Origin of the sequence: Priestia sp. FSL R5-0597, from assembly GCF_038006305.1 — a bacterium.
GTDB lineage: Bacteria > Bacillota > Bacilli > Bacillales > Bacillaceae_H > Priestia > Priestia zanthoxyli.
Map to the genome: position 1 here is coordinate 3512630 of NZ_JBBOUZ010000001.1, position 13499 is coordinate 3526128.

The window sequence follows — 13499 nt, forward strand, 5'->3', positions numbered from 1 at the left end:
AAATACGTTATTAATGTGCCAGATTTTTAGTTTCATATACATACAACGTTTTATCGTTTTACTTTGATGTTAAATCAAATTTATCTTCTTTACCATTCCATTTTATTGTCACATGAAAAGGAGCGTTGCTGCTTTGGGTCGAACACCCACTGCAGCTTCCATTTAAATTAATTTTCCCTTCTGTCTCGTCATCCGCACCTGATAATTTGCTTGTTTCCCCTTCCACAACATAAGAAACTTTTCCTAATTTCTCTTTGTCTTTTCCTTTATAAATGATACTGCCTTGCCCGTTTTGAGTATTCTCGCCTTTATTTAAAAGATACAAAGCTTTCCAATGATCTCCTTCACCTTCAAAACGCACACTTTCTTCTTTGCTGCCACAGCTACACAATACTAATAAAAAAATAGATATAAGTCCTAAAAACAAAAACTTCCTTTTCAATTTAAATCCTCCTACACGATAAAAAAGCACCCAACTATCCTATTAGGTGATTTTTTGTTAGTATCTATTCTTCTTTTCAAGTAATTTAATTAATCTATTATTTTGTTTCACTATCGTTCTTAGCTTAGCTTCTAACGAACATAAAGTGATAAAGACGGCTATAAATCCTATAATGACAAAAAACATATTAGCTGATATCCCCTATACATTATTTTATTTTTAAATCAATATCTATATAATAACATTTTTTCTATATTTTATATCATAATGTTGTTTCTTAATTAACATAATAAATAGAAGGAATAGGAAAGCGTTCTCCTAAAGGAATCCTTCAGGGCCGCCATTTAAAAATTCTAGCTATACCAAAATACATAATGGATATGCCTTCACCCATGAACTCAACAGCTTTCCTTTATAATAAATACCTTTTCTCTAGCTAATAATAAGTAAGTAAAATATGTATATACTATCAACTAACACCATTCTTAAAAGTATGACGTTTACGAACATCTACCTATAATTCAGCAATGTTTCCATCTAAATCATGGTTTCTCTTCTTCTATTAAAGGGAATTAAACCCTAAAAGTGAACCTTAAAAGGAGACCATCATGGTTACAATTGAATCAATTATAATAGGTATTGTTTTTATCCTCATTCAATTATACGCATTAACGATTGTCGAACGTTCTCCAATCGGGGAGCAAAAGCTGCTCTCATTATCAGGTGGTGTAGCTATTGCTTATGTATTTATTTATATCTTACCGACGCTTCATAAGAAACAAGAAGAGTTTGGAGGATCGCTAGCCCTTGATACTGAACTATATTTTCTTGGTCTTCTCGGCTTACTCGTCTATTTTTCGGTGTATTCATTTGCTCAGACAAAAGCAGCCACACACCTAACGGAACTGACCGTTTATATGGTACAGGCTAGTTTTTTTATGATTTATTCTTTTATCATTTCTTATGTCGTGTTTTCAACCGATGTTAAGCGAGTTGAATCAGTATTCTACGGACTGGCTATCAGCCTTCATTTTATCGGATGGTCTTACCATCTAGGAAAAAAACATCCGCGCTTACACAAAACTAGAGGTCGCTATATGCTGGCCGGAGCAACTTTTCTTGGGTCAATTCTGGGCGTTTTCGGACCCTCATCAGGACTGCTTATTGAGTCGATGATTGCTTTTAGTTCAGGTGCAATGTTATTTAACGTAATCAGTAAAGAGCTCCCTTTTGAAAAACATGCGCATTTGCCTACCTTTTTAATCTCATCTCTTGTCTACGCCGCTACAATGATTTCGTTAAAAGCTTTTTTCAATTGGTAGTTGCGAGGTGTTGGGACAAAATAAAAAGAGCAGCCATAAAGGCTGCTCTTTTAAAGTATCGTTTTTATTACTAGATATACTGCAGCAATCGATGCAAGAACGATAAGTACATTCAAAATGCGATGTTGAGTAGCTAAGTGGCCCCGCTTCATTTCAGCACGAGTCAATGGTTTATTTTCATCGTGATTTCCACTCACTCTGTTACATCTCCTATCCTGTTTAGGTATTGGTTGTGCCAATTTAAGCAATAAGCTGATCTTTGTCAGCTGCTTCTTCCTTTTTTATCTTCCCTCTACATAAGATATAGAAAACACTAAACATAACAATCGACCAAATAAGGTTAGCTCCTGGCTCAGTGTTAGCTACCTTAAACAAACTCGGTATAGATCCGAAAACAGAATCGTCCGTTGTAAGGAACAGGGCGAGAAACATGTTGTTGGCTGCGTGTGCGCCAATGGTAATTTCTAAGCTTTTTGTTTTAATCGCGATATATGTAAGAGCAAAACCAGCTACAATATAATCTAGTCCCACCAATATAATCGATTTATTCATTTCAGGATTAGCAAAATGACCTATTGAAAACATTAGTCCCACAATAATCGCAAGTGAAATTGGACGCTTCACTTTCTTACTCACCCATTGAAGAAGAAGCCCTCTAAAAAACAGCTCCTCTGTTGTTGTTTGAATAGGTACTAATAAAAGCGTGATCAGTACTAACAGGGCATACTCTTTTAAACTTACATGATTCCATGAATAATCCGAGTGGTTAAACACGACATCAATTAATTGTGAAACGATTAGTAACAGACTAAAAGCTCCAAAAGACCATATTACTTTCTTCCAGTTCACACGTTTGTTAGCAGTGATTAATGATTTCATTTTTCGTTTGTGAATAAAACGAATCCCGATCCATAAACCAAAAATCCAGCATATGTACATAATATGAGACAACAAAAAATCAAGATTAGCATTGATTCCTACAGCTACTCCGCTATCAAAATCAACATATGATTTTCCACTTTCATCAGCCGCAACCATTATCATTTCAGCAATAATATAAATAATGGATCCTAACAGCATAAACACAGAAGCAAGGATTGTTGTACTTACATAACGCTTCCAGCTATTTTTGCCTTCTTCCACATTTAAATAGTTTTTCATTTTATTCTTACTCCCTCAGCCTTCTCTTCTCAACTACATCGTTCTTCTCTACTTCGTTGTTGTCTAGGCAATGTAAAAATCTATTAGGACTTGAAGTCCTGCAATCATGTTAACTACAGCCTACTTTTTACCTTTAAAGATAAGGAAAGAGGCTGACAAGATTAAGAAATCACAACTCTACCCATTACCTCTTTATATAAAATTTAGCGCCTTAAAAGCCGTTAAAAAACAGCTTCTTCTAAAAGAAGACTCGACACTAAGTCATCGTTAACCTTTATATCCTGCTCATACGTGCCCGCATACACATAATTTTGAAGAAAATACTTGCTACTCAAGAATATATATCCTAGAACAACCAAAATAAATATTTTTTTCAACATTGTCCTCACCTTTTTGTCTAAAGTTTTCACCTTACGGCTGCTACCACAACCGCTAAGGGCTTATCCATAAACAGCTTTTCATTTTTTAAAATTAGCTACCATTCTATCTAACACCGCAAAAATGTATATAAGTTACAATTATATTACATTATTATTACAAATGTAACAATTACATTATAACTAAGAAAAAGAGGATAATCAATATGAAGTGTTTAGTAACGCAAATAAAATTGCTAGATTACTATAATGCATCTAAATAAATCAAAACATTATGCAAAAGTGCACACGTTTTCTGGCAGGAATATTTAAATATTACATAAGAGTGCTTTTAACTCTTTTCATCTCATTATGGACTGATCTTTGATCTTATAGCATTTTTGGATTTTAATTGAAATTTTGGTTGTATATTCTATAATAATGAAGGTGAACCAAAGAGGCTGGTGAAAAAGGTAGGTTTAATATGGCTGAACAAGTAAGTGGTGTAAAGTACTACTGACATAGTCAAAAAGTTTAGAGCGTAACAAAAAATTATTTTATAGAAAAGGAAAAAACAACAGCTTTAAACGTTGGAGGAATAAGTATGAACAACAGTCTAGTGTCTAAAATTAAGCTATCGGAGTCCTTTAGGTGGTTGGAAATTTGTGAAATAATATGGATGATTTGATTTATCTTATATGTGGAACAATTCTTTTAGTAATCTTCCTTTTTAAAATTTTAATGGATAAACAATTTATTTGGCTTCTTGTTTTGCTTCCTATAGTAAGTCATTTTCTTTTTATTAAACTTCCTATTTTTGATTTTATAAACGATGCTTATATAGGGTGGACTATTTTATTTTTATACATAATAACTTTCTTATTTTTAATGCTTCATGATTCGTAAAAAAACCGTATAGATCATACTTCTTCTCAATATACCATATATAGCTGAATTGGTTCTGATGCAAAAGCTTCAAGGAGGTTGCAAGTAATCTCTTAAATGGGAACATAGTGGTGATACTACTAGCGTACATATTGTTACGGAAAAGCATAGAAAACAACTATGCTATAGCACTTTAGAAGAAGGTGGAAATAAAATGATTTTTATACCTATATTATCTTTAATAATTGGTTTGTATCTGTTGGTTTCAGGAATTTTTATAATTATAAGGGATAAAAACATAAAAGGAAAAACTAAAAAAGCGTTAGTTTTTTTAGCAGTAGCATCGGATATAGCAACCGATCCAGTGTCATCTTCAGGATTCCGGATTATGCTGGGTGCTGTTTTATTAATAGCTGGATTCATTTTATTATAAGAAATAAACGTTAATAATTCATTGTATTTAAAAAGGTTCCATCCATTTAGAGATAGGAACCTTTTTTATGATTAAATATACAGCCTTGATACTGATTTAGCTTAATCATTATTTGCGGCTATAACCATTCTTTAATTGTTTTGGATCTAATGGTGGTACACGAAATAGCTGCTTTAAAAAATCATCGAAAGTGTCTGCTATTTTAATATACTCCCATTCTGTAGTGTCGTATGTTGAAGTTGAAAAGTTTTCTGCGATATACATAACAGCAGGATTTTGTGATCTATTGCGATAATCCAACACGACCCAATAGTGAAAATCCGTCCATAACACCACAAATTCACCGGTGAGGCTGACTTCTTTTAATAGTTCTTTAGAAGACAAGATGCTTATATCATCCTTTTTAAAATGTATAGGATCAATGTCACTAATCCTTGCTCTCTGCCCGTAAGGAATACTGTCGGTATCTCCATCAGGTAGCATAAAGTATGGGTAGTTAAGTCCTCCACCATTTCTTATTTTCATTAAATTCAATAATGAACTAGGTAACTTAACACCTAAAATAGCTTCAGCTTGCTTTACGATTTCATCATTTATCGGATAATCTATACGCTTATATTCACTATCGTCGCTCCAAAAATTCTCCCCTTGATAAAATTCTTTTTTCAAGACTTCACCTTCTTCCAACTTAAGTATTAAGTAACTGTTTTAATTCCTTTTTTAAGCTTTTATAATGCCAATGAATATGATCAAGTTCTATCTCTATTTCAATCAATTGTTCAATTAGCTTTTCTTGATTTAGTGAAGAGCTAAGAGTTTCTCTAATTAATCGATCAAGTTTATTACTGCCTTCGTAAATATCGTTTAAATCAACTGCTAATTCCACACACTCCTTTTTTAAACCTAGTAAGGAAAACTTCTTTATTAGTTCATCTACAATGATCGGCTTCACTACTTTCTCTCCCTTTTAAACTCTATGTATTTTAGATATCTCCATCCTCTATAAAAGATTATTAAAACTGGTTAGAGTAGCTTATTAGAATAGTTAAGTTCCATATTTTTCTTTATTTGTAATATTATTTACTCATTTTATCATACAGTGTGTACCTTTTCTTCTAATTTATTTGTTTGGAGAAAGATATTTCAAATACAGATCTTAATAAAATAGCACCTTGGATATTTCAAACTCAAATTACTAATAATACTGTCACATGTATTTTGCGTAAAAGGAGCTAAGTAACGATGAAAGTGAAAAAAATAATAGGCATCACCTTTTTATCAAGCGTTATCTTATTTTCGGAACCTTTATCATTGGTCAATGCATCAGTAGATGATTCTAAAATGACTGTAAAACATTCAGTGAAAGAAGAGCTGCCCAATATAAAGGTTTTGGCCACTGGAGGTACGATTGCAGGTTCTTCTGAAAGCAGCACAGACACAACTGGATATGAATCAGGAGCCCTTGATATTAAAACAATCATTAAAGCTGTTCCTCAGTTAAAAAAACTAGCGAATGTAAGCGGAGAACAAGTCGTAAATATCGGAAGTCAAAATATAAATAACAGCATTTTATTGAAGTTAGCCAAACGAATTAATACACTATTAGCGTCTAAGGATGTTGACGGTGTTGTCGTAACACACGGATCTGATACGATGGAGGAAACGGCTTATTTTCTAAACTTAGTAGTAAAAAGTGAAAAACCTGTAATTGTGGTTGGTTCAATGAGACCAGCTACCGCTATAAGTGCAGATGGGCCGCTAAACTTGTATAATGCAGTGAAAATTGCTTCTACAAAAGAAGCACGAAATAACGGCGTTTTAGTAGCGCTTAACGATCGAATTGGCGCAGCTCGCTATATAACAAAAACGCATACAACAGCAGTTGATACGTTTAAATCTCCTGAACAGGGATATGTAGGAGAAATAGCTGGAGATCAGGTATTATTTTATAACAAACCAACTCGCAAGCATACAACACAATCAATATTCGATGTATCAAAATTAGATAAGCTTCCTCAAGTAGACATCATATATGGGTATCAAAACGACTCTAGGAACTTTTATGACACGGCCGTAAAAGCCGGAGCAAAAGGAATAGTCGTCGCAGGAGCAGGAAATGGGCTGCTATCTGATGCTGCCCTAACAGGTGCTAGAGATGCGGTAAAAAAAGGCGTAGTTATTGTTAGATCTAGCCGCGTAGGCAGCGGGGTTGTGACACATGAAGAATCAGATGATAAAGATAAGTTTGTTACATCCGATTCATTAAATCCACAAAAAGCCCGTATTCTTTTAATGCTTGCTTTAACGAAAACAAAGGACCCTAAAAAGATTCAAGAATATTTTAATGAGTATTAATCAAAAATATCTTTCCTCCTCTATTTTGGTGCTTTAAGAACAATCGGTAACAAAAGTATAAACAGGCTGAGACACCACTAGCATACTTTTGTCTCAGCCTGTTTTCATAAGAAAAAACATCAGCAGGTCCCTTATTCATTTCCCCAGTTCTTGCTTTCCATAATTAAATGATGGGATGTGTTATCTAGGACACGCCATACCACGGTCTTACCTTCTATATCTTTTAACTCAATAGTTCCCTCTAGCTTATTGGTATTCACATGGACACGTTTCTCATCTATTCTTTGTGCACTTTTTAATCTCGTTCCAAATGTTGCAGGACTTTCTTCTGTTAGCTTTACAATTACATCTATCATACGTTTGTCAGAAATATAGTTTTCGCTGTTTTCATAGTTTTCATCAGCAGGTCTAATAGCGTGTTCTAACCCATTTTCGTACTGGCGCCAATCAACAATTAAAAAAATCGCAAATACTAAAGACACTGTTAGTAATAAGCCATACACAACATTTCGTTTCATTTACTTTTGCTCCTTTCGCAGGAATAGGTTGTATCAGAAAATAGTATCGTTTTATTTAAACAAATATTCCTTTTTTGAAGAAAAGATAAAAGAAGATATATTTTTTTTAGACCTTCCATGCTCAAATTACAAGAACCAAGAGAGATTTGTATACGGCTCATTTTTAGCTGCCACTATTACTTTACTTCACCATATACTAAATTTAAAAAGGTTCCACTCATTAACGTTCAATGAGTGGAACCCCTTTAATTATCTGAGGCTAGCTCTGTACCTACCTTTTTGTAGGTGAGCTTATGCCATATAACAAATAGTTACTTTACTACTGAAATATTGCCGTTGTGGGTAGCTAGTTTAATAATATTCTTTCCTTTTCCAATAACAGCGTCCCTATCATATTTATTCAGAATATCGACTTTTCCATTGTCGACAGAAACGTTAAATTGAACGTTACTTGGTTCTTTTTCCGTCGTAATCTTAATCTTTCCATTGTTCGTTTTAAAGTCAATATCTCGATCAAGTTCTTCTGTTTTGAGAGCGATACTTCCGTTATGCGTTTCGCCTTTTAAACTACCTTGCACGTTACTCAGCGTTATTTTCCCATTATTTCCTTTTACTCCAACTATTTTTGCCGCAGCATTTTTTATGCTTGTGAGTCCATTGTGTACGCTGGTGGTCAGGTTTTGTGAATCAATGTCCTCTAATTCCACACGTCCATTGTTTGCACGGACAGAAACATCCGCTGCACGTAATTTTTTAACAGACACATATCCGTTGTTGCTGGAAATCACCAATGAACTATACTGTTTTTTAGGCAGATAAACGTTGATGGATAGCGGTTTTAATACACTAACAATGTCAAAATTGACCCAGCTGCGCTGCTGTTCATTATAGGAGATAAAAAGCGTTGAATTTTTAACGTCAGTAGTGAAGTCTCTTTTTATATTAGGAGATGTTTCGCCTTTTAATGTTACTTTGATATTATCACCTTTGACAGGATACACATGAACACGAGTATTATCCGTATCGATGTTTACCTTGGATACTTGATTACTGTTGATCGTTTTTTCTTTTGAAATAGGTTCAGGATCAATAGCACGATAAGTAAGGAGACTTCCTATAACCCCAATAAGAATGAGAATGCCTGCAAGAACGGAGAGTTTCTTTTTATTCAACACGTTTTAAACCGCCTTTCACCAGTGATACATTGTATTTCAGATAACGTACAAAGCCTTTTATAGCTAGCTTCGTTACAACGAACATACCTAGCATAATAAAATATCCAATTCCGCAAAATGCTAAAGACATAAATAAATTAAAGGAAAAAAAGCCGCTCCAATGTACAATAGCCTCACCGAGAACTAGAATAGGAGATAGCAAGAAACATAGACCTATGGCCCAAGCTGATAAAATAAAGCCAGCTAATGCAACGGCCGGACCAAGAACAATTACTACATTAAAAAAAGCTAAACCAATTACGGCCCAAGTGGCTCTCAAAATATTTTGAGTTGTTGCCTTAGCTGTTGCTTGCTCAACGTGATAATCTGCCAGTAATTCTTTGGCTATTTGATTCGGGGATCCTAGCGACGCTACAATTTCTTCTTCTGTTTTTCCTTCTTCTAAGCCAATGGAAAAATGTTCTTCATAATCTTGTAAAATGTCCGCTCGTTCTTTTGAGGACAATGGTTTTAAGGATTCATTTAATTGCTGTAAAAATTTACTCTTCGACATTGTTCACACCTTCTTTAATTAATTGATTAACACCTCTTGAAAATTCGTTCCATTCATCGATAAGTTCGTATAAATACTCCCTTCCTTTAGCTGTAAGCTGATAATATTTTCTTGAAGGACCTTCTGTAGATTCTTTTAAGTACGTTGTAAAATATTCTTCTTTTGTTAATCGGCGCAGAAGAGGATATACGGACCCCTCTGATATTTCAATTTGATCGGAGATTTTTTGAACTAATTCATATCCATAGCGGTCTTTCTTATCAAGTAACACAAGGACACATAGCTCTAAAACCCCTTTTTTAAATTGCACGTTCACTGCTCTTCACCCTTTTCTTTTCACAGTCCACTACTGTTTATTGTATAGTACTGATTTATAATAACTTCCTAATAATTACAATATATCACCAGCTATTGTTTATTGCAAGGTACTGTTTAATATTTTTTAAAATTTTAACCATTTTATATTCATAAGGTATTTTTTATAAAGCAAGGTTCAACCTTCTTTTTCTAATTAGCTTATATATGGAATTATTTTTAACGCGGCCAAAAGAAAAAGCAGCCTATAACTATAGACTACTCAGCAGCGAACATTCTAGGCTATTTTTCTTTTGCTTGCTTGATAAATAAAAAGAAAATCGTAATTAAGATAAAATAATTTAGCGGGTTTTTAAAGATATTACCATCTAAAGCTAATTGTAATAAGATCCATAAAGCGAAGATAACTAATATGGCTGGTATTGTAAGTTTGTTCATACATTGCTCATCCTTAGTCTCAGAGTAATACAGTAATCATGACTCTCAATATTTTTTATACTGTAAAAATTAAATCCACAAATGGCTTTGAAAGTATATTGATTGAATTCCTGTAAGAATATCACTTTTTAAGATAAAATTTAACAGTTTTCGCCACAATCGATAGAAATGGATCAATTTCATTTGATTTTTTTGTAATAAGTTCAAGAAAAAAGTAACCGTTATTTTACATTTTCTAATAATAAAAACAGTCAATTTTATGACTGTTTTAAGTAGAATGCTATCAAAAATTTCATTTCCTAGGTGGTGTATCATCTTTATAAAAAATGCAGTTCTTATAAATTCGTTTTTTATTCCCCCTACTGAAAAAACGTCCATAAATCAATGCTGGCTGTTCATATCAGTACTTTTGATAATCCACACTTAATTATGAAGCCAGTCACTTGCATCCTTAGCCTATGTGGTTATTTTCGCGTTGATATATCATCGTATTCATTCTTTACTTTGAGTAGATCTTCTTTGCTCAATCTTCTTCTCCTGATAGCGTTGATAGAACCAAATAGCAATAGCTAGCCAGCAGCCGCTAGCAAAATAGCCTCCAATAACGTCGCTAGGATAATGCACGCCTAAGTAAATACGACTAATACCTATTGCTAGAATCATTGTAGTGCTAATAACGATTAAAAGTGTACGTCCCCAGCGAGTAGAAATATGACGCCAGAGCAAAAATGAAAGGACGCCGTAAACAGCAAAAGCACTCATTGCATGCCCACTTGGAAAGCTATAACCATTGATTTCGATTAATCGATGGAAATCAGGACGTGCACGATGAAAAAGTAGCTTTAGCAGCTCATTGAGGATTGGAGAACCTACAATAATCGCGATAAATAAAATAAGCTCCGTTCGATGTTTTAATACTTTATAGAGAAAAAACAAACTAAAAAGAGAAATCACTGCAACAGATGGCGTAGAGCCAATAAAAGTAAAGCACTTCATAATAGTCGTTAGCCCAGGAGTTTCGAACCCTTGAATTAGCGATATAATAGACCGATCAAATGCGACAATTTTTGATCCATTAATTAAAAGAGCCATCCCACTAAAACAAATAAGGGACAACAAGCTTAATATAAAAGCAAGTGTAAATTGAAACTTCAACTTCATACTAGACACCTCTACTTTCTGTGCTTTATCAAGCTGCTTTTGATGAAATGTGATAAGGTCTTTTTACTTTTAGATTTTGATGCTTCTTTGCTTTTGAAGTTAGGAGTATTAAAAATAAAGAGCTTGTTTTATATGCACATTTATAGAGAGTTAGTAAACAGAGGCAATACAGCCGTTACATTTGTTCCTTCGCCCTCTTTACTCTCGATGTTAATCGTACCGTGGTACTTTTCAATCCATCGTTTGGCTATAGCCAGTCCTAAGCCAAGTCCTCCTTGTTTTCGGCTCCTTGCCTTATCCACTCGGTAAAATCTATTTAAAATATAAGGTATATCCTCTTCTGGAATTCCAATTCCTTTATCCATTATTTTAAGGGATACCTTTTCATTGATGAGAGAACAGTCTATAACTACCTCTTTCTCTTCCTTCTTAGAATATTTGACTGCATTATCTAACAAAATGATTAATATTTGTTCTAGATGGCGAGAAGAAATATTCACGTACAGATTTTCATGTGAGTGTCTTATTTTAAACTCATAGTTGTCATACAGTACTTCAAAATTCCTTACAACATGTTGAACAGTGGCCAATACGTTAATAGGTTCAACATCTACAGGATTTATCAGACTATTTTCAGCTCGAGATAGCTCCAATAATTCTTGCACAAGATTCGTTAAACGCTCTACTTCTTTCAGACTGGATTTCAAGGATTTATCTAATACTGCTGCATCATTTTTCCCCCAGCGATTTAACAATGTCAAATGTCCTTGGATAATGGCTAACGGAGTTCTTAATTCATGTGAAGCATCCTCTACAAACTGTTTTTGCTGTAAAAAAGAGTCTTCGAGGCTATCCATCAACTCATTAAATAAACTGCCTAATTGAGCAAATTCATCGTTTTTTTCATTAACTGGAACACGTTCTTCAAGGCCATTTGTTTTTATTTTTTTCATCGTCAATGTTAACGCTTGAACGTTAGATAGTATTTTCTTTGCTAGAATGGTTCCACCTAGAATACTAAAGATTAGTGAGCCTATCCCTGCAGCAAGCATTAATAAAAAAATCTTGTCCATAAAAGCATCAGACATCTCCATATTTCTAACAATTTCAACCGTTCCAGTGAAGTTGTCGGTGACAATTGGAGAACGAAGAACGAGTAGACGTTCATCGTGGTTTCGAATCACTTTATACTCTTTGTGCTTCACCGCCTTCGGTTGCTGCCAGTTTGGTGAAACATTGTTTGAGGTACTGGTTATAATGTTCCCTTTCCTATCAAGAACACGAATCAACTGATTCTTTTCATTAATTTTCGATAAGTATCCTTCACTGTTTTCAATTTGTTTTAAGGATAAAGGTTCATCATCAGATTGAATAAAAGCGAGAACCTCGTTTAATTGATGAATACCATTTTGCTTCTCATAATTTAAAATACCGTTATCGATCACAATGTATTGAAAGAGGTTATAAGAGAGAAAAAGAAAAAATAAAAACATGGAAGACCATAACGTTATCTTCCATCTTATAGGTAAATCTTTTATACAATTTATCCACTTTCTCATTTAAACATCACGCATCACGTACCCAACCCCTCTGATGGTTTGAATATATAACTCTTTGTCCTGCGCACTTAATTTATTTCTTAAATATCTAACATATACATCGACAACATTCGTTTCAACAACTGAATCGTACCCCCACACTTGCTCTAAAAGTATGTCTCTCGTTAATACTTTGTTAATGTTACGCATAAAAATGGCTAGGAGTTCAAATTCTTTATTTGTGAGTTCAATTAGTTTTTTTTCTTTTATCACTGTTCTTGATTCCAAATCAAGTTCAATATCTTTAAATGTTAATAGTAGCTTCTGATTCAGCATCTTGTTGTTTTCTTGACGTCTAAAAATGACTCGCATTCTTGCAAATAATTCTTCAATTGCAAATGGTTTGGACAAATAATCGTCAGCTCCATTATCAAGCCCCATTACCCTGTCCATGACACTATCCTTAGCTGTGAGCATAATAACAGGAGTATCCTTAGTTGTTCTTAGTCTTCTGCATACCTCAATTCCATTTAATCCAGGCATCATTAAATCCAATAATATAATATCGTACTTCTGCTTGGTTGCTTTATCTAAACCAGTACGACCATCGTAAGCTACGTCAACTAAATATCCTTCATATTTTAGTTCTAATTCTAAAAATTCTACTAATCCTTCTTCATCCTCTACAATTAGTACCTTTTGCATATAAAGTACTCTCCTTTGTCTAAAAATTAAAAACGTAAAAACTGCTTCTACAAATGAATATGAGTACTAGTACTATATCCCTCAATTTTGAAAGATAATAAGAAGAAATATGAAATAAGTTTTCTATGACTTTCTTCTTTAT

16 protein-coding genes are annotated in these 13499 nt (G+C 33.8%); 3 read left to right on the plus strand and 13 right to left on the minus strand.

The genetic code is table 11. The features are described 5' to 3' along the window. Nucleotides 1-58: 58 nt before the first annotated feature. A complete protein-coding gene (locus tag MKX72_RS18395; protein WP_155007752.1) occupies nt 59-442 on the minus strand; it encodes a hypothetical protein in 384 nt (127 codons plus the stop codon). Nucleotides 443-1050: 608 nt separating this feature from the next. On the opposite strand from MKX72_RS18395, the gene MKX72_RS18400 reads away from it, so the two are divergent. After that, nucleotides 1051-1764: a hypothetical protein gene (locus MKX72_RS18400; protein ID WP_014458832.1), complete on the plus strand. Its 714-nt coding sequence runs from the start codon at nt 1051-1053 to the stop codon at nt 1762-1764. A gap of 50 nt (nt 1765-1814) precedes the next feature. Here the strand turns inward: MKX72_RS18400 and MKX72_RS18405 are convergent, their stop codons facing one another. Both MKX72_RS18405 and MKX72_RS18410 read right to left on the minus strand, forming a co-directional pair. Further along, the gene (locus MKX72_RS18405) at nt 1815-1961 is read right to left on the minus strand and encodes a hypothetical protein (RefSeq protein WP_014458831.1); all 147 of its coding nucleotides are present in this window, start codon (nt 1959-1961) and stop codon (nt 1815-1817) included. A gap of 43 nt (nt 1962-2004) precedes the next feature. Continuing rightward, a complete protein-coding gene (locus tag MKX72_RS18410) occupies nt 2005-2925 on the minus strand; it encodes a CPBP family intramembrane glutamic endopeptidase (RefSeq protein WP_155007750.1) in 921 nt (306 codons plus the stop codon). Nucleotides 2926-4380: 1455 nt separating this feature from the next. Here MKX72_RS18410 and MKX72_RS18415 point away from each other — a divergent pair. Beyond that, nucleotides 4381-4599 carry a hypothetical protein gene (locus MKX72_RS18415; RefSeq protein ID WP_013058420.1) on the plus strand — a complete coding sequence of 73 codons (219 nt, stop codon included), beginning with the start codon at nt 4381-4383 and terminating at the stop codon, nt 4597-4599. A 108-nt stretch (nt 4600-4707) separates the two neighbouring features. Here the strand turns inward: MKX72_RS18415 and MKX72_RS18420 are convergent, their stop codons facing one another. Both MKX72_RS18420 and MKX72_RS18425 read right to left on the minus strand, forming a co-directional pair. Then, the gene (locus tag MKX72_RS18420; protein ID WP_155007749.1) at nt 4708-5268 is read right to left on the minus strand and encodes an SMI1/KNR4 family protein; all 561 of its coding nucleotides are present in this window, start codon (nt 5266-5268) and stop codon (nt 4708-4710) included. 19 nt (nt 5269-5287) lie between these two features. After that, nucleotides 5288-5551, minus strand: a complete 264-nt coding sequence (locus MKX72_RS18425) for a hypothetical protein (RefSeq protein ID WP_155007748.1) — start codon at nt 5549-5551, stop codon at nt 5288-5290. 290 nt (nt 5552-5841) lie between these two features. On the opposite strand from MKX72_RS18425, the gene MKX72_RS18430 reads away from it, so the two are divergent. Further along, a complete protein-coding gene (locus tag MKX72_RS18430) occupies nt 5842-6954 on the plus strand; it encodes a type II asparaginase (protein WP_155007747.1) in 1113 nt (370 codons plus the stop codon). Between the two features lie 131 nt (nt 6955-7085). Here the strand turns inward: MKX72_RS18430 and MKX72_RS18435 are convergent, their stop codons facing one another. The 8 genes from MKX72_RS18435 to MKX72_RS18470 form a co-directional block, all read right to left on the minus strand. Further along, on the minus strand, nt 7086-7472 hold the full coding sequence (locus tag MKX72_RS18435; RefSeq protein WP_155007746.1) for a hypothetical protein: 387 nt from the start codon (nt 7470-7472) through the stop codon (nt 7086-7088). Nucleotides 7473-7783: 311 nt separating this feature from the next. After that, entirely contained in the window at nt 7784-8647 is an 864-nt protein-coding gene (locus tag MKX72_RS18440; protein WP_155007745.1) for a DUF4097 family beta strand repeat-containing protein, read from the minus strand. Further along, nucleotides 8637-9200, minus strand: coding sequence for an HAAS signaling domain-containing protein (locus tag MKX72_RS18445; RefSeq protein WP_155007744.1), 564 nt, complete (start codon nt 9198-9200; stop codon nt 8637-8639). The genes MKX72_RS18440 and MKX72_RS18445 overlap by 11 nt, the downstream gene beginning before the upstream one ends. After that, entirely contained in the window at nt 9187-9516 is a 330-nt protein-coding gene (locus tag MKX72_RS18450; RefSeq protein ID WP_034267458.1) for a PadR family transcriptional regulator, read from the minus strand. The genes MKX72_RS18445 and MKX72_RS18450 overlap by 14 nt, the downstream gene beginning before the upstream one ends. A gap of 281 nt (nt 9517-9797) precedes the next feature. Then, complete coding sequence (locus MKX72_RS18455) at nt 9798-9953, minus strand: hypothetical protein (RefSeq protein WP_033580025.1); 156 nt, start codon at nt 9951-9953, stop codon at nt 9798-9800. A gap of 492 nt (nt 9954-10445) precedes the next feature. After that, nucleotides 10446-11114 carry a phosphatase PAP2 family protein gene (locus tag MKX72_RS18460; protein ID WP_155007743.1) on the minus strand — a complete coding sequence of 223 codons (669 nt, stop codon included), beginning with the start codon at nt 11112-11114 and terminating at the stop codon, nt 10446-10448. A gap of 140 nt (nt 11115-11254) precedes the next feature. Then, on the minus strand, nt 11255-12673 hold the full coding sequence (locus MKX72_RS18465; protein WP_155007742.1) for a HAMP domain-containing sensor histidine kinase: 1419 nt from the start codon (nt 12671-12673) through the stop codon (nt 11255-11257). Next, on the minus strand, nt 12674-13357 hold the full coding sequence (locus MKX72_RS18470) for a response regulator transcription factor (protein ID WP_154989921.1): 684 nt from the start codon (nt 13355-13357) through the stop codon (nt 12674-12676). Nucleotides 13358-13499 lie beyond the last annotated feature (142 nt).